This is a genomic window from Odoribacter lunatus, assembly GCF_943193135.1.
GTDB lineage: Bacteria > Bacteroidota > Bacteroidia > Bacteroidales > Marinifilaceae > Culturomica > Culturomica lunata.
The window spans coordinates 23133-45688 of the sequence record NZ_CALPCZ010000005.1 but is presented as its reverse complement, the minus strand read 5'-3'; the positions used below and the strand labels follow the sequence as shown (position 1 = coordinate 45688).

The following is a 22556-nucleotide window of genomic DNA, read 5'->3' as shown; positions in this document are numbered from 1 at the left end:
GCAAATCTATTAAAATATAGAGAAAAAGAAAAACAAGTTCTTCTTTTACTCAACTATTCATTATTCCAATTTTGCAACAGTATAACGATTTACTATTCTTTTTGTTTTTCCGCCAAAATCAATTAAATACAAATAAAAGAAAGACTATTCACAAGAAATATAAATAAATATTTTCCCATAAATAAATTCAAAATGAAGTAATTGCCTGTCCTGTTATTTTCCACTAAATACCCACGTTTGAAAATCTAAATGTTTATTAATTATATTTGTATAGAAGGAGACTTAAACAACATCCAAACTTAAGCTACCCACTGTAAAAATTGGAATATTATTTATTATTTTTCATTTTTTATAAAAAACCTAAAATAATTATGGAATTTCCTGAAAGATTACAAAGCATTATCGAAGAAAGACAAATTTCAAAATACAAAATTGCTAAATCCATTGACATTTCTGCAAGTACGGTATCCAATTATCTCAAAGGAAAAACAAAACCAGATTCCACAAAATTAACAGTACTAAGTAGACTTTTAGGAGTAAATAAAGAATGGCTTCAAAGCGGAGAAGGTTCAAAATATTCTGTTGAGGAAGACGAAGTGAACTACTCAAAATTACTTTATGATCCGGAAGGCAAGCATGTTAATGAAAAATTGATTCTTATTTTAGACCGCCTTACCGAAAGCATGCGAGAACGAGACCAACAAATCAGTATGCTGATTCACAAAATAACAACACCACCAACTCAATAGATATAAAAATTCTCTTTCCCCAAGTTAAGGTGGGTAGCCAATAAAACAAATTCAGGGGCTTCTCGTAAATGTTGGAAATAAAATCACGAAACAATGATTACAAGTATGATGCTCCTATTTATCATCGGGTATGTACTTATCGCACTCGAAAACAAAACCGGAATAAACAAAACCGCCATTGCACTGATACTGTCCATTCTGCTTTGGACTCTTTATATCTCCCTACCTCCCGCCCAAATCATCAACACTGACAAAACCGATTTTCAAAATTACATCACCGAAAAAACCTCTTTAAAACAAGAATCACTCCAAATCCAGTCCCAGGACTTCATTATAAATAACCAGATAATTGATCATCTCGGAGACATTTCCGAAATTCTGCTTTACTTGCTGGGAGCCATGACCATTGTCTCCTTAATAGACGTACACCACGGTTTCAACAACATCACACAAAAAATACACACCCGCAGTAAAAAGAAATTACTATGGCTGGTTTCATTGCTCACATTCTTTCTGTCCGCCATATTGGACAACATGACCACCGCTCTCATCATGGTCACACTATTAAGTAAAATGCTCAACTCTGCCAAAGAAAGATGGCTGTTCGGTAGTATTATTGTCATCGCCGCCAATGCCGGGGGAGCCTGGACTCCTATCGGAGACATCACCACAATCATGCTGTGGATAGGCAACAATATCACCTCCGGACACATTATGCAAACTCTTTTTCTCCCCAGTCTCATATCCTGCCTGATACCCGTATTCATTGCCTCCTTCTCTTTAAAAGGCGAACTAAGCATCGTTACCGCCCCATCAGCAAGTTCCAACGCTACCATTAGCAAAAAGCAACAAAATATTATTCTCTTACTCGGAGTACTGTGCCTCCTTGCCGTACCCGTTTTTAAATCCCTTACCCAACTGCCCCCCTTTGCCGGTATCCTTTTAGCTTTGGGACTCATGTGGATTTACATTGAAATATATTATAACCATCACTCAGAAATACCGATTTCCAACCAATACAGAATACCCCGCGTACTGGAAAAAGTAGACCTCTCCACCATACTCTTTTTCTTCGGCATACTCATGGCCGTCGCCGCTCTAGAAGCCGTCGGTATTCTAACTAACCTTGCCAACTTCCTGAACGTGAAAATCCACAATGTATACTTCATTACGACCATTATCGGATTCCTTTCATCCGTTATTGATAATGTTCCGTTAGTAGCAGCAACCATGGGTATGTATCCGGTCCTCACCCCCGAAGTTGCCACCCACCTGCCCGAAGCTCTCTATATGAGTAATTTTATACAAAACGGCACTTTTTGGGACTTAGTTGCCTATTGCGCCGGAACCGGAGGCAGTATCCTCATCATCGGATCCGCAGCAGGAGTCGTTACAATGAGTATCGAAAAAATAAATTTCCTCTGGTATCTCAAACATATCAGCCCGCTCGCCATACTCGGATTCCTGGCCGGCATCGGAATTTACTACTTGCAGAGCTTTATATGATACAAAGATTTGATTACCTTTGTCGCATTAACACGACAACATGCAAATACCTCTTTCCCAACAACTGCAAGACTTCATCGCACAGCACGAAACAGCATCCACCGATAAACTCCTACTCCATGCCCGCTCCTATCCGGACATCGATATTGTCTTTGCCGTAGACCAAATCATTGCCCGCAAACATATTAAAGAAAAGCTCCCCTTATGGTATCAAAACCGCGGTATCGTATTTCCCAGCCGCCTTGCCGCCGAACAATGCTCCTCCGAAACAACCGCTACTTACAAACAAAATCTTCTCAAAGGTAATACGCTCTGCGACCTTACGGGAGGCTTAGGCGTCGATAGCTGGTTTTTCGCACAGAAAGCCCAGAATGTCACCTATATAGAACGCATGCCTGAGTATTGCCGGGCTGCCACACACAACTTTCACCTATTGGGAACCAATAACATAACTGTCCTCCACGCCGACTGCCGTGACATCGCCCACACATTACAGACGGATACGTTCTACATTGACCCCGCAAGACGCACCGACAGCAACAAACGTCTGTTCGCATTAGCTGACTGCGAACCCAATATAATCCCCCTCAAACAAACACTGCTAACCAACACCCAACGCCTCATCATCAAAATATCCCCTATGGCAGATATCTCGGAAACCCTGCGGCTACTTCCCGAAACAACAGAGATACACATCCTTGCTATAAAAAACGAATGCAAAGAAATACTATTCGTACTGGACCCCTCTCCCCGAACAATACAAATCCATACCGTATCATTCCAAACAAACGAACACCAGTACTTCAGTTTCAACCCGGAAGAAGAAAAAAAAACACCCCTGCAACTGGCAGAAGCACTTGATAGCTACCTTTACGAACCCAATGCCGCCATTCTAAAAAGCGGAGCATTCAAAAGCATAGCCACCCGCTTCCGGCTCTTAAAACTACATCAACACAGCCACCTCTACACCTCTGACACGCCCTGTCCCGAATTTCCCGGCAGAAAATTCAAAATCACAGCCGTTCTCCCTTTCACCGGCAAACTATTAAAGAAACTAAAACACGATATTCCACAAGCCAACATCACTGTACGCAACTTTCCGATGACCGTTGAACAAATACGAAAAACATCAGGAATCGGAGACGGTGGCCACCTCTATCTGTTTGCCACGACAATCGCCAATTCCCGACGTGTTCTGTTAGTATGCGAAAAACTCTGACCTCTGTCTGCTACGACTTCCGTTCAATAAATGTCCTCCGCTTATTATAATTGACATCCTTCTGCTTCTTTATAAAATCAAGCACCGCATCCGTAATCATAATCCCCGTATTCGTTCCTTTCCCTTTCCCGACAAAATCATACGCACTATTTACATAATTACTCAATCCCACCTTATACTTCCGCTGCCCATCCTTCAACTTCTTCCCATTTCTGTCCACAAATACCACATCTACGCCATTCCCCTCCTTATCCTTTAAAATCGTATACCGCCCTTCAGACACAAATAAATCAAGATAACGCTTCTCCGGATTCTTCGTCCCGTTAAAACGGTTTAAAACCAACTCCTTCATCTCCTGCAACGTCAAATCGTGCATTACAATATAATTACTAAACGGTTCTATCTGATACACCATCTCCCTCGTTATATCACCTGCAGGAATAGAATTCAAGCGCACCCCTCCTTTATTATAAAAAACAAAATCACATCCGGCAGCATCACACATCGCATCCGTCACCATCGAAGCCACATCCTCCTTATACTTCAACCCCTTTGACGTCTCACCTATCTTCTCCCGAAACTCCGGACGATTGCAAATCTCCTCCAGCATTTTCTCCACCTCCGCATCCGAAGCACTAATTGTATCCAACTTCACTATATGAAATGACTTATTTACCAACTTCTTCCCCTTAAAATCCAACTTCGTCACCCCTGCATATCTCAAATAAGATCCCGTCTGACTTACCAACACGTCATTAATAACCTTCGAGTCATGTATCAATGTATGGGAATGTCCCCCGATAATCACATCCAACTCAGGCATAATCGTCGCCAATACCGAATCCGCCGTATATCCTAAATGCGTCAATGCAATAAAAACGTCGCACCCCTCCTTCAATCCCCTATTCTCTTCCACAACATCTCCAAAATAACGGAACGTAACATTCTCCACATTCGCCGGATTCGTCGCAGGGATACGCCTTTTCTCATTAATCTCAATCATACTCAAAAAACAAAAACGAATCCCAGCCTTCTCCAATACATAATGTCCCTGCGGTTTCTCCAACACACTCCCCTCCGTCTCCATATTAGCACAAATCACAGGAAAATCCATCTCCTCCAAACGCTCTTTCAGTATCGATTGCCCATAATCAAACTCATGATTTCCGAAAGTCGCCACATCATACCCCACCTTATTCATCAGCATCACCATCGGCTTACCCCGCTCCACCGCATTATCCACATATACATTCCCGGAAATTCGGTCTCCGGCATCCACCACAAGCAGATTCGGATAGATAGCCCGTTGTTGCGCTACAAAAGCCGCAAATTTCGGAAACCGTTCAATCTGCGCATGAATATCATTCGTAGAAATAATAACTACCTCCGTAGAATCAGAGGCTCCACCACAACCAAAAAGGAACACCGTAAACACCAACAGCATTCCCAGATAAAACCTTCTAAATTGCATAATTTTCATTCTCTATTTTTAGCGCCCGAAAATAATAATAAAAAACCAATCTAACGTTAAATCACACCAGATTCAAAACCTTCATCACCCATTCCCGTAACTACCCAAACAATTATAGAAAACAGAAATCTCATGAAACAAAACAACAAACACCTCAAAGACCTACTGAACATACTGGTCATTGCCAGCAGCTTAATCATCATCGTTATCCTCTCCATCGAACTGCTCTCCTCGCACACCGTATTCAGCGAACGATTCATTCTCATCAGCCACCTCATCCTCTGCTCTGTATTCCTGGCAGACTTCTTTTTCCGCTGGTACAGCGACAACTGGAAATTCTCATGGGGTAATCTCTTCCTCCTTCTCATAGCCATACCCTACCTCAATATCGTGTACGCCTGTTCCGACACCATCCCTCATAGTCTTTGGATAGCTCTGCGCATTTTCCCTGTCATCCGGGGTATCTACGGTATTTCCATCATCGTATCATGGATGACCTATAGCAAGATAACTAACCTTTTCGTCACCTACATCGCCATATTATGCACCGTCGTCTACTTCTCAAGCATCATCTTCTACTTCATGGAACACGGTCCCAATCCCATGGTCAAAAATTACTGGGATTCCTTCAATTGGTCACTCATGAACGTAACCACTGTCGGTTCCAATATCTTCGGTGTAACCAAACTCGGACAATCCTTAGCCGTACTCCTCGCAGCCGCCGGCATGATATTCTTCCCCATATTCACCGCCTACGTAACCACCAAATTTCAAGCCAAAAGAAACAACCAGCCCAACCATACCGATACCAACTAACCCCTGTCGCCACATGGAACAAAGTTTTATCGCACTACTGGAAGACAGCATAAAAAAGCATTGGGATCTATCATCCCTCACCGACTACAACGGCATCAGTTACACCTATAAAGATGTCGCCGTTAAAATCGAAAAACTGCATTTATTATTTGAACACTCCGGAATCAAAAAAGGCGATAAAATAGGACTTTGCAGCCGCAATTGCTCACACTGGGCCATTGCTTTCCTCGCGGCCCTAACCTACAAAGCCATTGCCGTACCCATCCTGCATGAATTCAAATCCGACAATATACACCACATCATCAACCACTCCGAAGCACGACTTCTATTCGTAGGAGACGGCAACTGGGCAACTTTAGACCACCAACACATGCCCACCCTCGAAAGCATCATCCGAATGGAAGACTTCACCATAAGGCACACAAAAAAAGCAGAACTAATCACCGCCAGAGAAAAAATAAACGAACTATTTGAACAAAAATTCTCAACCCATTTCACCTGGCAAAACATACGTTATCCACGCGAAAATCCGGAAGACACCGCCCTCATCAACTACACCTCCGGAACTACCAGTGCCTCCAAAGGCGTCATACTTCCTTATCGCAGCATGTGGTCAAACCTCCGCTTTGCCCTTGACAAAATGGGCTACCACCCTGGCGACAGACTTATCGCAATCCTCACGATGGCACACATGTACGGACTCGCTTTTGAATTCATTTACCCATTCGCCAGCGGCTCACAAATCTATTTTCTCAACAAAACACCTTCCCCACGCATCATCTCGGAAGCATTCACCCGCATTCGTCCCCATCTCATCGTCGCCGTTCCCCTCATCATCGAAAAAATCATACGCAAACGCGTACTCCCCCAAATCAACCGCCCTCACATAAAACTACTATTGAAACTCCCCTACATACATAAAAAAATCAAAGCACGCATCCGACAAAAAGTACTCGACGCCTTCGGTGGGCGCTTCAAACTGTTCGCCGTCGGAGGTGCCGCCCTCAACCTTGAAATAGAGACATTCCTCGCCTCCATTCGCTTCCCCTTCACTGTCGGATACGGCATGACCGAATGCGGACCCGGTATCTCTTTCGACAACTGGCAGACATTCCGGCTCGGTTCCTGTGGAAAAGCCATCGACCGCATCGAAATACGCATAGATTCTCCTGACCCGCAAAATACCGTCGGCGAAATAATGGTCAAAGGCACCAACCTCATGAAAGGCTACTACAAAAACATTCAAGCCACCCAAAACGCATTCACCGCCGATGGTTGGTTACACACCGGAGATCTCGGCATACTCGACAGCGACGGATATCTCTACATCAAAGGACGAAGCAAAAACATGATACTCGGCCCTAGCGGACAAAACATCTATCCCGAAGAAATAGAAGACCGACTCAACACCATGCCCTACGTCAGCGAATCCCTCGTCATCGAGCATGACGGCAAACTTATTGCCCTCATCTACCCGGACCTAGAAGCTGCCCAAAACGCAAGGATCACACAAGAAAGCCTTGCCAAACAACTTGACCATAACCGCAAACAACTAAACGAACACCTCCCCGCATACAGCCAAATCACCCGCATACGCATACGCCAGCAGGAATTTGAGAAAACACCTAAAAAAAGCATCAAACGCTACCTATACCAAAAATAAACTTTTAACCGCACCATTTGGCATTCAAAATGAAACCCTTATCTTTGAACAGCTAAATAACTACATATCATGTCTGAAAGCTTCATACAATACATAGAAGAGAGTATCAAAAAAAATTGGAATCTTCCTGCTCTCACCGACTTCAAAGGCGCCACCTCTTCTTACAAAGACGTTGCTCGAAAAATAGAAAAACTACACATACTCTTTGAAGAAAGCGGCATCCGGAAAGGAGACAAAATAGCCCTTTGCAGCCGCAACATGTCCTCTTGGGGAATCGCTTTCCTCGCCACCCTCACTTATGGAGCAGTAGCCGTCCCCATCCTCAACGAATTCAAACCCGACAACATACACCACATCGTTAACCACTCCGAAGCGCACCTCCTATTTGTAGGCGACGTTGTATGGGAAAACCTCGATGAATCCGCCATGCCCGACCTTGACGGCATCCTACGCATAGAGGACTTCTCTCTACGACACTCCAACAAAACCGAACTCACTCAAGCCCGCGAACGCCTCAACGAACTCTTCGGGAAAAAATACCCAGACCGATTCACTGCCGACAACGTCCAATACACCTACGACCAATTGGACGAACTGGCCGTCATCAACTACACATCCGGAACCACCAGCAGCTCCAAAGGAGTCATGCTCACCTACCGGAGCCTCTGGACCAACATGAAATTCGGAATCGAAGTATTGGGACTCAATCCCGGCATTCAAATCGTCAGCATGCTGCCGATGGCACACATGTATGGACTCGCCTTTGAATTCATCTATCAATTCGTCAACGGCACACACATCCACTTTCTGTCCCGTACACCGTCCCCAAAAATCATCGCCGACGCTTTCGCCGAAGTAAAACCCGAACTCATTGTCACCGTCCCCTTAGTCCTTGAAAAAATCATACGCAAAAAAATATTTCCGGCCATCGAAAAGCCACACATGAAACTCCTGATGAACATCCCTATCATCAACGACAAAATCAAAGACACCATCCGGCAAAAACTCATCGACGCACTCGGAGGAAACTTCCAGGAAATCATCATCGGAGGCGCCGCCCTCAATAAAGAAGTCGAAAATTTCCTACGCACCATACACTTCCCCTACACCGTCGGATACGGCATGACCGAATGCGGTCCCCTGCTCAGTTACGACGGTTGGAAAACCTTCAAACAAGGCTCTTGCGGGAAAGCAGCCAACCGCGTCCAATTGCGCATTGACTCCCCCAACCCACAAAACATCGTCGGTGAAATCCTTGCCAAAGGCGACTGCGTCATGACCGGCTACTTCCAAAACCCGGAAGCTACCGCCGCTGCCATAGACAAAGACGGATGGCTCCATACCGGAGACCTTGGTCTCATTGACGCCGACGGCTACCTGTTCATCAAAGGACGAAGCAAAAACATGATACTCGGCCCCAGCGGACAAAACATTTATCCCGAAGAAATAGAAGACCGACTCAACAACATGCAATACGTCACCGAATCCATCGTCATCGAACAACAGGGAAAACTCGTGGCTCTCATATACCCCGACTTCGACAGTCTGCAAGCTGAAAAAATCACGGAAAACCAAATCCCTAACATCATGGAAGAAAACCGCAAAGCCCTTAACCAAACACTTCCCGCATACAGTCAAATCGCACAAATAAAAATATACAACGAAGAATTTGAGAAGACCCCCAAACGCAGCATCAAACGCTTCCTCTATCAACAACCGTAACAAAAACTTATTGCCGTACATTTTGCCTTTTTTAGCGAAAACTTCGTATCTTCGCTGCTCAAAAGCGCAACATTCATGAAAAAAAACATAAACCGCCGCCCGGTTGAAAAAAAACAAACCGAAGCGGCACTCTCTTTCTTAAAAGAACCTCGTACACGTGTCATAACCGGCTTGGCATTATGTCTTTTCGCCTGCTACACATTCTTCGCCCTTTGCGGCTTCTTCCTCACCGGAGGAATAGACCAAAGTTTAGTTGACAAAGGAGCACATCTCATCATCTCCAACCCGGAAATAACAGCACACAACCCCGCGGGAAAACTAGGAGCCTGGTTATCCGACCTACTCATCAACCGCTGGTTCGGCATCTCCTCCTTCCTATTCTGCTACTTACTCATCCTATGCGGAATAAAAATCGCTGGCAGAACCATTACAAATTTTTGGAAAAAAATCATCACCTCTTTTTTCCTCATACTTTGGCTCTCTCTCTTTCTCGGTTACATCGCTGACATAATATACTCATTCTTCCAACTCACCCCAAACTACCTCTATCCGGGAGGAGCACACGGCTACTTCCTCTCCCAATGGTTAAACTCCGTCATCGGTTCCATCGGTACATTTTTCATACTGTTGCTCACACTGGCAACCATCCTCTTCTTCGGATTTGAAAAAACATTCGCCCAGTGCCTGAACTTCTTCAAAAACTTATTCCCGAAAAAACAGACAACAATACAGCAAACCGCTTCGGAAGCCGAAATCGAAACAACGGAAGGAAAGACAGAAGAACATCCCTTCGTTCATGACGAATATGACACAACCACCGACGAAGAAGAATTCAATCCCGTCATCGAAGACATCGACGACGAAAACATCTGCGAAAATCTCAATCCGCAAGAAAAACACGAATTTGACATAGACGAACCCGAGGAACTTCTCAACTACCACGCCAACGAAGAAGAAGAGGAGGAAGAGGCAGCAGTAGAAGAAGAGGAGAACGAAGAAATCCTCATCACCGTCAATCCGGAAAATCCGGAAGAAACCTTACAAAAAAACCTCGAACCCGAAGGAGACTACGACCCCACTCTCGACCTTTCCAACTACCAGTATCCGGCATTAGAACTCCTTGAAGAACACTCCAACGGAACCCCAAAAGTGACACAGGAAGAACTTGACGAAAACAAAAACAAAATCGTCGAAACCCTCCGAAACTATAAAATAGAAATCGTTAAAATCAAAGCCACCATCGGGCCTACCGTCACCCTGTACGAAATCATACCCGCACCAGGTGTAAAAATATCCAAAATCAAAAACCTCGAAGACGACATCGCCCTCAGCCTCGCGGCATTGGGAATCCGTATCATCGCCCCCATACCCGGCGCAGGAACCATCGGAATCGAAGTCCCCAACCAAAATCCGGAAATCGTATCCATGCGGGGCATCATCGCATCCAAAAAATTCCAGGAATCCAAATACGCACTGCCCGTCGCCATCGGACGCACCATATCCAACGAAACATACACCTTCGACCTCGCCAAAATGCCACACCTCCTCGTTGCAGGTGCCACCGGGCAAGGTAAATCCGTCGGACTAAATGCCATCATCACCTCACTGCTTTACAAAAAGCACCCGTCACAACTCAAATTCGTCATGGTCGACCCCAAAAAAGTCGAACTAAGCATCTACTCCGTCATTGAAAAACACTTCCTCGCCAAAATACCGGAAGCCGAAGAAGCCATCATCACCGAGACTACCAAAGTCATCAACACACTCAACTCCCTGTGCATCGAAATGGACAGCCGCTACGACCTGTTAAAAGAAGCACAAGTCAGAAACATAAAAGAATACAACGAAAAATTCGTCAAACGGCACCTCAATCCCAACAAAGGGCATAAATACCTGCCCTACATCGTCGTTGTCGTAGACGAATTTGCCGACCTCATCATGACCGCAGGAAAAGAAGTTGAACAACCCATCGCCCGCATCGCCCAACTCGCCCGAGCCGTCGGCATCCACATGATAATCGCCACTCAGCGCCCCTCCACCAACATCATCACCGGCGTCATCAAAGCCAACTTCCCGGCACGTATCGCCTTCAAAGTTGCCTCCATGATAGACTCCCGCACTATCCTCGACTCCCCCGGAGCTAACCAGCTCATCGGGCGGGGAGACATGCTCATCTCCGTCGGAAGCGAAATGACCCGCGTACAATGCGCCTTCGTAGACACACCCGAAATCGACGCCATCACACATTACATCGCCGAACAACAATCCTACCCGTGCGCCTTTGAACTACCGGAATACATACCCGAAGGAGAAGGCGGAGGCGGAATCTCCGAAGCAGACCTCGGCACCAAAGACCCGCTCTTTGAAGAAGCCGCCCGCATGGTCGTCAATTCACAGCAAGGCTCCACCTCTTCCATACAACGCCGCTTCTCCATAGGCTACAACCGCGCCGGACGAATCATCGACCAACTTGAAGCAGCCGGAATCGTCGGTCCCTTTGAAGGAAGCAAAGCGCGTCAGGTACTCATACCCGACGAATACAGCCTCGAATCATTACTCAATAACATAGGAGACAAATTTTAAACACACACATCATGTTCATTGAACAAGCCTACACCGGAAAAAACAATTGGTACCTGTACCTTTTCACGATACTCGTTGTTTTCTTCATTACACAAATAGGAAGCCTCCCCCTCATGCTATACCTTTTGCATACAAATCCGGAGGCCCTTCAAAATGGACTCATCAATTTTACCGACACCAACTGGGGATTAGCACTCACACTCCTACCCTTCCTCTGCGGATTCTTCGCAATATTCTTCTGCATACAATACTTCCAGCAAAAACAACCCCTCAGCATCGTCACCGGCCGCCCCACATTCAACTGGCAACGTTTCTTCTTCGGTGCAGGTATCTGGGCTGCCATCAGCCTCGTCATCATATTCATCTCTATCTACACCGAAAAAGAAGTCGTATTCCAATTCAACGCCCCGAAATTCGCCGGGCTGCTCATCATCTCACTCCTGCTCCTGCCCTTCCAAACCGCTTTTGAAGAAATCCTGTTCCGGGGCTACCTGCAACAAGGCCTCTTCCTCCTATTCAAATCCAAATGGCTCGCCCTCATCCTCACGGCCATACTCTTCGGACTCATGCACGGAGCCAATCCGGAAGTCGAAAACTTCGGCATGGAAATAGCCCTGCCGCAATACATCGCCATGGGACTGCTACTCGGATACATCGCTTATAAAGACAACGGACTGGAACTTGCCATCGGACTGCATGCGGCAAACAACATCATTGCCTCCGTCGTACTCACATCCGACGCCTCCGCACTCCAGACAAACGCACTGTTCAAAGACCTCAATCCTACGGCATCCCATCTTGACACACTTATACTCATCATGGCAGGAATCCTGTTCATTGCCATTTGCAACCGCAAATACCGGCTCCTGCACGACGAGTTAAAATAAAATCATTACCTTTACGCAAATTCATTTTTAACCAAAAATAAAAAACATGAAAAGAACCGCACTCTTAACACTCGGCCTGCTGCTCATCGGAGCAACCATCGCTACGGCCGAAAGCAAAAAGAAAAAAGAAGAAGAAAAGGAAAAATACGTATTTACCGAACTGAAACGCCTTCCTGCCACTTCCGTCAAATCCCAAGACAGAGCCGGTACCTGCTGGTCATGGTCAACCATCTCTTTCCTCGAATCGGAAATCATGCGTCTCGGCAAAGACTCCGTCAGCCTGTCACCCATGTACGTCGTTTGGAACACCTACGACGGAAAAGCAGACAAATACGTCCGCATGCACGGGCAACTCAACTTCGGACAAGGCGGTGCATCCGCTGATGTTACCTGGGCAATCCAGAACTACGGAATCGTACCGCTGGAAACATACAGCGGACTTAACTACGGAGAAAAAGTACACGCACACGGAGAACTAGACGGCGTACTCAAAGCATACGTAGACGTCATCGTAAAAAACCCGAACCGCAAAGTCAGCACCGCCTGGAGAAAAGGATACGATGCCGTACTTGACGCATACCTCGGAGAAAAACCCGAAAAATTCACTTACAAAGGAAAAGAATACACCCCCATGTCCTTCTACAAAGAAGCTACCGGCCTCAACATGAACGACTATGTGAGCCTTACTTCTTTCACCCATCACCCATTCTACACCCAATTCGCTTTGGAAATACCGGACAATTGGATTGGTGAAATGAGTTACAACCTGCCGTTAGACGAACTCATGGACATTCTTGACAAAGCCATCGACAACGGATACACCTTCGCATGGGGTTCCGACGTCTCTGAAATTGGCTTCCTGCGCGAAGGCATCGCTGTCGTTCCCGACATCGAGAACGTAGAGACCAAAGACGCAGAAATTGCCAAATGGGTAAAAATGAATAAAACGGACAAACAAGCCAAACTCGCTGAAAAGCCCATAGCACAAAAAGAAATCACTCAGGAAATGCGCCAAGAAGCATTCGATAACTACGAAACTACCGACGACCACGGCATGCACGTTGTTGGAAAAGCCGTAGACCAAAACGGAAACAAATACTTCATAGTGAAAAACTCTTGGGGTGACTACAACAAGTACCACGGTTACTTGTATGCCTCCTATCCTTTCGTAGCTTATAAGACAACAACCGTCATGATTCACAAAGACGCGCTTCCGCAAACTCTGAAAGATAAACTCGGCATAAAATAAAAGCAGAAACGTCCGAAAATAGCCAACTACTTTAACAGGAAGAGTTGAAAAGATTGTGACTCTTTTCAACTCTTTTCATTTTCTTCCTGCTGCAAATTGCGGCAAGAAATTGTTTAAAAAAATCTACTTTTCTATATTTGCAGCACTCAAAAATTAAAAACAAATGACCATGAACCAAGCTATTGAAATCAAAGAAAACATATTTTGGATTGGCGTAAATGACCGGAGAACGCATTTGTTTGAGAATTACTGGCCGTTACCCAAAGGCGTCGCTTACAACTCCTATCTCATCGTAGATGAAAAAGTAGCGGTTATTGATACGGTGGAAAGAAGCCGTATGGAAGATTACATAGAAAATCTGGAAAATATTCTGCAAGGCAAGAAAGTCGATTACCTTGTCATCAATCATATGGAGCCCGACCATTCGGGGGCTATCAAAGCTCTGTTGTGCCACTATCCTGACATAACCATTATCGGAAATGCCAAGACGTTCCCGATGCTTCAAAATTACTATGGCATTCACACTCATTTGTTGGAAGTGAAGGAAGGAAACAAGCTTTCTTTGGGGAAACGGGAGTTGCAGTTTTACATGGCGCCGATGCTGCATTGGCCGGAGACGATGGTTACTTATGTCCCCGAAGACAAAGTTCTGTTCAGCGGCGATATTTTCGGTGCATTCGGTACGCTGGACGGCGGTATTTTTGACGACCAGGTTGATTTGGAATATTTAGAGGAAGATATCAGCCGCTATTATTCCAATATTGTCGGAAAATACGGTGTTCCCGCCCAAACGGCTTTGAAGAAGCTGGGCGCACTGCCAGTGGAGACGATTTGTGCTACGCACGGTCCAATTTGGCGCTCACACATCAAGGATATTATCGCGAAGTATGACAAATGGAGTAAATATGAGACGGAACCCGGCGTAGTGATTGCTTTCAGCTCGATGTACGGCCACACGGAGCGTATGGCGGACTGCATTGCCCGTTATCTGACGAAAAAAGGGGTCCGCAAAATCCGGATTCACGATACGTCGAAGACGCATCCGTCTTATATTATCAATGATATTTTCCGATACAAGGGGGTTATCTTGGGTAGTTGCGCTTATAATGGCGGTATTTTCCCGACGATGGAAACTTTGTTGAGTGAATTGGAGAATATGGGTGTCAAGAATCACGTTGTTGGTTTCTTTGCCAATAAGACGTGGGCAGGCGGTGCCGTTCCCCGCTTTAACCAGTTTGCAGAGAAAATCAAATGGGAAGTGGTCAGCCCCCATGCTGAAGCGACGGGAGCCCTTTCCCCCTCTGACGAGGAGAATTGCCGTAATATTGCGTACGCTATGGCGGCTAAGTTACTTTAAGTTTGCTGCTGTAATTGCCGGTGCATGTATTCAGCGGCACGGCGTCCATCCCCCATCGCGAGTATGACGGTGGCACCTCCCCGCACGATGTCCCCACCCGCATATAATTCGGGCAGATTGGATTGCATGGTCTTTTCGTCTACGACGATGGTGCCTTTTTTGGATACTTCCAGTCCGGCAACGGAATGCGGAATTATAGGATTAGGCGAAACACCTACTGCGACGATGACGACGTCGGCATCTATTAAGTATTCCGCCCCTGCCACAGGTACGGGACTTCTGCGCCCGCTGGCATCCGGTTCGCCTAATTCCATTTTCTGTAGTTTCACCTGTTTTACCCGTCCTTGTTCGTCAGCGATGTATTCAACCGGATTCGCCAAGGTGATGAATTCACATCCTTCTTCTTTAGCGTGTTTTACTTCTTCCAGCCGTGCGGGCATTTCCGCTTCGCTACGGCGGTATACTATCATCGCCCGCTCCGCCCCCAACCGGCGAGCCGTACGCACGGAGTCCATAGCCGTATTGCCCCCGCCGACTACGACGACATTTTTCCCGCAAAATACGGGTGTATCGGAATCGGCTCCGTCAGCTCCCATGAGATTGACACGGGTCAGGTATTCGTTGGAAGAGAGGACTCCGTTCAGGTTTTCGCCGGGAATGTTCATGAACCGAGGCAGTCCCGCTCCAGAGGCGATATAGAAGGCCCGAAAGCCTTCCGCTTTCAGTTCCTCAATGCTCTTGGTCATTCCGACTATAAAGTTGGTTTCAAATTTCACGCCCAGTTTTCGCAGACTTTCGATTTCTTTGTCTACAATCCGGTTCGGAAGACGAAATTCCGGAATACCGTATTTTAATACACCGCCTATTTCATGCAATGCTTCAAAGACGGTTACGTCATATCCTTTTTTTGCCATGTCACCGGCAAAAGATAATCCGGAAGGTCCGGAGCCCACTACAGCAATACCCCCAAGGGAGTTCTCTATTTTCGGTTTACTGGTTCGCTCCGATTCCCAAGCATAATCAGATGCAAAACGCTCTAAGTAACCAATAGCAACAGGAGCTTTTTTTAATTTTTGCAGATAAAAACATTTTGACTCGCATTGTTTTTCCTGCGGGCATACCCTCCCGCATACCGCAGGCAATGCACTTGTCTGTTTTAAGATATCCGCCGCTCCCTTGAACTCACCGATCTCAATTTGCTTAATGAACCCCGGAATGTTTATTCCTACCGGACACCCTTCCATACAGGTCGGGGTTGCACAGTCCATACACCGTTTTGCCTCCCGTTGAGCCATTTCCGGTGTCAAGCCGGTATTTACTTCCAAACGCTGGCTTTTTATTCTTTCTTTTGGAGGCAATTCCGGCATTTTTACACGTTCAATTTCGGTTCTCTCCTTTGCATTCAACGCTTGCCGAAGTTGTTTTCTCCATTCTGTATTTCTGTCACTTGCTTCCATTATTGCGTTATTTGCCCTTTGTCTTTATTTTCTTTACTGTCGAATACGCCAAGACGGGAAGAGCTATCAGCTCTATGATGCAGATAGTTCTCTTCACCGTATCGCTAAGTTCTATATCAAGATGTCTGGCCACTGACAGGCTAAGTGTTGCCAGCCCTATTATTATCAGACTTATTGCCCACATTTTGTTCATTGTCTCACCGGATTAGAGGGTGGCATTTTTCATTCTTTCCGTTTCGATGCTTTTATATCCTCCCAGCCGCAGCATCATTTCGTCAAAGTCTATTTGGTGTGCATCAAATTCCGGTCCGTCTATACAGGTAAATTTGGTTTTCCCTCCGACAGTGACCCGACACGCACCACACATACCCGTGCCGTCTACCATGATAGCGTTGAGGCTGGCTATAGTGGATATTTCATATTTTCTCGTCAATAAGGCACAGAATTTCATCATGATGGCCGGCCCTATGGTGACTGCCATATCGATTTTTTCACGTTTGATGATTTCTTCCATACCTTCGGTAACAAGTCCTTTCCTACCGTAACTTCCGTCATCGGTCATGACGATTACTTCATCGGAGTATTGCCGGATTTTGTCTTCAAGTATGACCAATTCCTTGTTGCGGGCAGCTAATACGGATATGACCCGATTGCCGGCTTCTTTGAAACCCTGTACAATGGGTAGCAGGGGGGCAACTCCGACTCCACCTCCACAAGCCAATACGGTTCCGACCTGCTCTATGTGTGTAGGTTTTCCCAACGGTCCGACTACATCGGTTATAAAGTCTCCGACATTCAGATTACACAATTTAGTGGAAGATACTCCCATTTTCTGTACTACGAGAGTTATGGAACCCCTCTCTATATCTGCTGCCGATATAGTTAGAGGCATTCTTTCTCCCCGTTCCCCTACCCGCACGATGACGAAGTTTCCCGGTTTTCGCGCTTTGGCAATTAAGGGTGCTTCAACTTCCAACTGCACAACTTTTTCAGAAAAGTGTGTCTTGCTTAATATCTTATTCATTATCCGATGCTGATTTTCAAATCGACACACAAAAATACTCTGTATTTCGTTCCTTGCAATTCTTTAGAGAAGATTTGATTAAAAAATTTTACATTTGCAGCGAAACCAATGTTATTAAATGATGAGTGATAAAAAAGGAAGAATTAATGTCGTTTATTCGACAAATCCAGATTTTAATTATGAGTACGAGGAGGAAGAGACACAAGCTACGCTGCCTCCAGAGCAACAGTCTTTACGTGTGACGCTTGATTCCAAACAACGGGCAGGCAAGACGGTGACTCTTGTGGACGGTTTTGTCGGAACGGAAGAGGATTTGAAGGAGCTGGCAAAGTTGCTTAAGAGTAAGTGCGGAGTGGGTGGTTCCGTGAAAGATGGACAGATTATTATACAAGGGGCGTTTAAAGATAAGGTCTTGGCTATTTTGCAAGCAAATAAATACCGGGCTAAATAAATAAAGGAATATAAACTATATGAAGAAAGGCTGCCGAATGGCAGCCTTTCTCGTTGAAGTGTGTAACTTCTCTATTATAACCATTTCACCAGTGCGAAATCCTGACGGTGAGGCAACAAAGCGTTTTTCGGATAAATCCGGATGGCTAAGTTCAATAATCCCGGAGCATCGGCTGTTACATCCAGACGATAGGTTGCTTTGCAGTCCTGCTGAGAAACTGCGACAAAGTCATGTTTCTCACGAATTACCAGCTTACCGTTACGCTGTTCCGCTGCTACTAATTCTACACCGACATCTTCTATGGAAAGATCGCCGATTTCCAATGTTACCTCTGCCCAATAAGATTTACCTAAAGAGATAATCTGTTTGGAGCGGTTGGGTAACTGTATGTTTGCGACCTCAATGTTATCCCATTCACGGCTTACTTTTTTCTTCCATTCCGCAATTTCCGTTGCTTCTGCATAGTTGTTTGCTATCATGCCTTGATAACGTTTTGCCATCGGAATGTAATATTGGTTCTCATAGTCTTCCAACATACGGTTTGTTGTGAAGTTGGAAGCTACTTTGGCTATGGTATTTTTAATGTACCCTATCCACTTCGGAGAGATACCCGCTTCGTTCTTGTCATAGAACAAGGGCGCAATGTCATCGTCAATGATGTTGTAAATCATTTCAGAGTCCAGTTCGTCCTGATAAGACTGATTTTCATAGGTGCGCTCCATCGGTAGCATCCATCCGGAATCCGGCCGATAGCCTTCTACCCACCAACCATCCAATACACTGAAGTGCATTACGCCGTTCATGGCAGCCTTTTCACCACTGGTACCGGAAGCCTCTTGCGGACGGGTCGGTGTATTCATCCATACGTCTACGCCCCGTACTAAGTTTTTCGCTAAATCCATGTCGTAGTTCGGCAAGAAGAGGATTTTTCCAATGAACCGAGGATCTTTGGATACTTCAACGATGCGTTTGATTAAATCTTGTCCTGCACGATCTGCCGGATGGGCTTTTCCTGCAAAGATGAACTGTACGGGATGTTTTGGATTGTTTACGATTTCATCCAGACGGTCTAAGTTGCGGAATAGCAGATGTGCGCGTTTGTATGTGGCAAAACGACGGGCAAACCCAATGGTCAAAATGTCATCCCGCAAGGTGTCATGAATTTCAATAACCTGCCGAGGTGTGAAATAAGAAGCAGCTACGCCACTGGTCAGCATCTTTTTGATATGGTCTATCAAACGCTTACGCAGGGTGTTGCGGATTTCAAATACCGTCTCGTCAGGTACTTTGTATATTTCTTCAAAGCATTTCTTATCGTAATGATGGGATTGGAAAGCGTTTCCGAAGATAGCAGCTTCTACTTTTTTCCATTCCGGAGCCGTCCAAGTCGGATAATGTACACCATTGGTCACGTAACTGATATGTAACTCTTCCGGAAGATAACCCGGCCATAATCCTTTGAATATATCACGGCTTACTTCTCCATGCAACCAACTTACTCCGTTTACTTCTTGTGCCAAGTTCGCAGCTAAGAAACTCATGGAGAATTTCTCATTCGGGTCACCTACGTTTATTTTACCTAATCCCAAAAGTTTTTCCCAAGAAATCTTCAACCGGTCAGCATAATGAGCGATATATGTACGCAACATATTTTCGGAGAATGCGTCGTGTCCTGCAGGTACCGGCGTATGGGTCGTGAAAAGAGAAGAGGAACGTACAACTTCCAATGCTTCTGCAAAGGTTAGATGTTCGTCCTGTATGTATTCTTTCAAACGCTCAAGTCCCGTGAATGCAGCGTGTCCTTCATTGCAATGATAGGTGGCTGCTTCGATACCTAATTTTCTCAGAGCCTGTATACCTCCACATCCCAAAAGTAATTCTTGTTTCAAGCGGTTTTCCCAATCTCCTCCGTAAAGATGATGGGTAATGGAACGGTCTTCTTGTAAGTTATCTTCAAAATCGGTATCCAATAAATAAAGTTCAATACGACCGACATCAACTCTCCAGATTCGGGCATATACGTTTCGTCCTGGGAATACTAAACTGATGGTCTGCCAGTTTCCTTGTTCATCACGTACAGGAGTTACGGCAATTTTCATGAAGTCTTGTGCTTCGTATTCAGCTTCCTGGTCTCCCATTGCCGATAATTTCTGTGTGAAGTAACCGTAACGGTACAACAGACCGACTGCCGTTATTTTGGTACCTTTGTCACTGGCCTCTTTCAGATAGTCCCCTGCCAAGATTCCCAGTCCACCGGAATATATCTTCAAAGATGTATGCAAGCCGTATTCCATACTAAAATAAGCAACTCCAGCTCCACTCATTTTATCTTTTCCTGCCATATATTCTTTGAAGCGGTTGTATACGGCTTCCAATTTACTTACAAAGGCAGCATCATTCTCCAATTCTTTATAACGATTCAAAGAGATTTTATCAAGCAAAGCTATCGGGTTGTGTCCGCATGCACGCCATTGTTCAATATCAATGCTCCGGAATAATTCTCTGGCTTCATCATTCCAACACCACCAAAGATTCTTGGATAGTTCTTCCAATCCGCTCAATTTCTCCGGAATGGAGCGATGTATCATGACGCTAATCCAATGAGGATTATTTACAGATAATTGTTTTTCAATATAGGTATCTTGTTCGCGGATTGTTGTAGATATGTCTTTTAATCTGTCATTAACCCGATTTAATGCCAATTCATAAGCTTTTTTGTAATATATCAGAAGGTTGTCCCAAAGAGCTATGCGAGAAACGTCTTTCGCATTTTCTTTGTTTTTAACCATCTCAGTACCGCTTAATTCCATGGTATATTTAATCCGGTCTACGATTGAATTAATGACGTAATCTCCGTTGCCATCTTCACGCCGAATTACTTCAATGCCCGGATGCTCCATATTGTAATGTTCCTTTACCCATACACTAAAACCTGCCAATGTAGTGGTAATGGTCGGTACTTTGAATGCCAAACTTTCCAACGGTGTGTATCCCCACGGTTCATAGTAAGACGGGAAGATTGTCAAGTCCATACCTATTAATAAATCGTAGTAAGGCATGTTGAAAACGCCATCGTCTCCATTCAAATAAGAAGGTACAAAGAATACTTTTACACGATCTTGCTCACTATTACCCAATTCTTGTACCCGAATACTATTCATTACCGGATCGTGTGCCACATCGGATAAATTGTGAGTCACATAGCTGTTGCTAACTGTTGTCGGCTGATTCGGAGTGTTCAGATTATGTACCAATTCACTATTAGGACCATTTTGTCCTGCCGGTACAAGAATAAAGGCTAATACTTCTTTTTTGAGTCCACTCGCCCTATTCAAACGCCCTAAAGCTTCAACAAATACATCTATTCCTTTATTTTTGAATTCATACCGTCCGCTAATACCAACAATAAAAGCATCTTGATCTACCGGACGCCCCAATAAGGCTTGAGCTACTTGCATAAACTTTTCCCGTCCTGCCAAACGTTTTGCTTCAAACTGTTCCTCTTTAGGTGTAAATACCGGCTCAAAACCGTTTGGTGTGACTAAATCCACTTCTTTGTCCAAGAAATGAGCACATTCGGTCGCTGTAATTTCACTCACTGTGGTAAAACAATCTGCATTACATGCTGCTGTTTTTTCCAAAGATTGTTTTGATACGACGTTAAAACGACGGGCAAGCTCTTCCGGGGCATAGTTTTTCATCTCACTGTAAAGCGGCAAGTTATTCCCGGCAACACAACGTCCTAATACGGTTGCATGAGTCGTAAATACACAACCTACTTGCGGCATAGCGTGTTTTAAATATAGCAATCCGGTACCGGTCATCCATTCGTGAAATTGTGCTATGATTTTCTGACGCAATGTTGTATTAAAACGCACAAAGCTTTCAATTACTTTACCGGATGCATAACCAAACAACGCCGGTTCTACATAATCCCACTGTCCTCCAATAGAATCCAATTTATATTTTTCCCAAAAAGAAGCGAAAATGGCATCTTTTTGTGCTATAAAAGTCGTAAAATCGACAAGTATGACTATAGGCTGTCCGGCAACGTTCCAACGACCGACTTTGATGCGCAAACCTTCTTGTGCAGCTCTCATCCGCCACGATTTGAACAAACGGGGATCATCAATAAATTCCGGATTTCGCTCCGTATATCTCCATACATCCGGCCCTATAAGAATATGGCTATTGCTATATTCTTTTACCATATTTAATGCCTTTGTCGAAATAACTGTATGTATCCCACCGACTTTATTACAGACTTCCCAACTAACCTCAAATAAATAAGCGGGATTTTTCATTTTATTATTATCCATAAAATTTTAATATTTAAATATATAGGTGTGCAAAGATAAGAAAAAAATCACAGAAAAAAGTAGGATTCATTAAGTTTACCATT

Annotated in this window: 13 protein-coding genes and 1 pseudogene; 11 read left to right on the top strand and 3 right to left on the bottom strand. The window is 44.9% G+C overall.

Features of this window, described 5'->3' with window-relative positions; all coding sequences use genetic code 11:
* Positions 1-371 precede the first annotated feature (371 nt).
* The 3 genes from NFR61_RS03650 (at position 372) to NFR61_RS03640 (ending at position 3474) form a co-directional block, all read left to right on the top strand.
* Positions 372-749, top strand: coding sequence for a helix-turn-helix domain-containing protein (locus tag NFR61_RS03650; RefSeq protein WP_251620711.1), 378 nt, complete (start codon positions 372-374; stop codon positions 747-749).
* Positions 750-842: 93 nt separating this feature from the next.
* The gene (gene nhaD / locus NFR61_RS03645) at positions 843-2255 is read left to right on the top strand and encodes a sodium:proton antiporter NhaD (RefSeq protein WP_251620710.1); all 1413 of its coding nucleotides are present in this window, start codon (positions 843-845) and stop codon (positions 2253-2255) included.
* Between the two features lie 40 nt (positions 2256-2295).
* A complete protein-coding gene (locus NFR61_RS03640) occupies positions 2296-3474 on the top strand; it encodes a THUMP-like domain-containing protein (RefSeq protein ID WP_420910097.1) in 1179 nt (392 codons plus the stop codon).
* Between the two features lie 10 nt (positions 3475-3484).
* On the opposite strand, the gene NFR61_RS03635 is transcribed toward NFR61_RS03640, so the two are convergent.
* Positions 3485-4945, bottom strand: a complete 1461-nt coding sequence (locus tag NFR61_RS03635) for a bifunctional metallophosphatase/5'-nucleotidase (protein WP_251620709.1) — start codon at positions 4943-4945, stop codon at positions 3485-3487.
* Between the two features lie 132 nt (positions 4946-5077).
* On the opposite strand from NFR61_RS03635, the gene NFR61_RS03630 reads away from it, so the two are divergent.
* From NFR61_RS03630 to NFR61_RS03600, 7 genes are all read left to right on the top strand, one after another.
* Complete coding sequence (locus tag NFR61_RS03630; RefSeq protein ID WP_251620708.1) at positions 5078-5761, top strand: ion channel; 684 nt, start codon at positions 5078-5080, stop codon at positions 5759-5761.
* Between the two features lie 13 nt (positions 5762-5774).
* On the top strand, positions 5775-7424 hold the full coding sequence (locus NFR61_RS03625) for an AMP-binding protein (protein ID WP_251620707.1): 1650 nt from the start codon (positions 5775-5777) through the stop codon (positions 7422-7424).
* A 69-nt stretch (positions 7425-7493) separates the two neighbouring features.
* Positions 7494-9146 carry an AMP-binding protein gene (locus NFR61_RS03620; RefSeq protein ID WP_251620705.1) on the top strand — a complete coding sequence of 551 codons (1653 nt, stop codon included), beginning with the start codon at positions 7494-7496 and terminating at the stop codon, positions 9144-9146.
* A 75-nt stretch (positions 9147-9221) separates the two neighbouring features.
* Complete coding sequence (locus tag NFR61_RS03615; RefSeq protein ID WP_251620703.1) at positions 9222-11729, top strand: FtsK/SpoIIIE family DNA translocase; 2508 nt, start codon at positions 9222-9224, stop codon at positions 11727-11729.
* 11 nt (positions 11730-11740) lie between these two features.
* Positions 11741-12616, top strand: a complete 876-nt coding sequence (locus tag NFR61_RS03610; protein ID WP_251620701.1) for a CPBP family intramembrane glutamic endopeptidase — start codon at positions 11741-11743, stop codon at positions 12614-12616.
* 46 nt (positions 12617-12662) lie between these two features.
* On the top strand, positions 12663-13865 hold the full coding sequence (locus NFR61_RS03605; RefSeq protein ID WP_251620699.1) for a C1 family peptidase: 1203 nt from the start codon (positions 12663-12665) through the stop codon (positions 13863-13865).
* A 169-nt stretch (positions 13866-14034) separates the two neighbouring features.
* The gene (locus NFR61_RS03600; protein WP_251620697.1) at positions 14035-15222 is read left to right on the top strand and encodes an FprA family A-type flavoprotein; all 1188 of its coding nucleotides are present in this window, start codon (positions 14035-14037) and stop codon (positions 15220-15222) included.
* On the opposite strand, the pseudogene NFR61_RS11215 reads toward NFR61_RS03600, so the two are convergent.
* Positions 15219-17703: pseudogene (locus tag NFR61_RS11215) on the bottom strand (bifunctional dihydroorotate dehydrogenase B NAD binding subunit/NADPH-dependent glutamate synthase). The gene NFR61_RS03600 and the pseudogene NFR61_RS11215 overlap by 4 nt on opposite strands.
* A 118-nt stretch (positions 17704-17821) precedes the next feature.
* On the opposite strand from NFR61_RS11215, the gene NFR61_RS03585 reads away from it, so the two are divergent.
* Positions 17822-18154, top strand: coding sequence for a translation initiation factor (locus NFR61_RS03585; RefSeq protein ID WP_420910096.1), 333 nt, complete (start codon positions 17822-17824; stop codon positions 18152-18154).
* Between the two features lie 74 nt (positions 18155-18228).
* On the opposite strand, the gene glgP is transcribed toward NFR61_RS03585, so the two are convergent.
* Entirely contained in the window at positions 18229-22473 is a 4245-nt protein-coding gene (gene glgP / locus NFR61_RS03580; protein ID WP_251620695.1) for an alpha-glucan family phosphorylase, read from the bottom strand.
* Between the last annotated feature and the right edge of the window lie 83 nt (positions 22474-22556).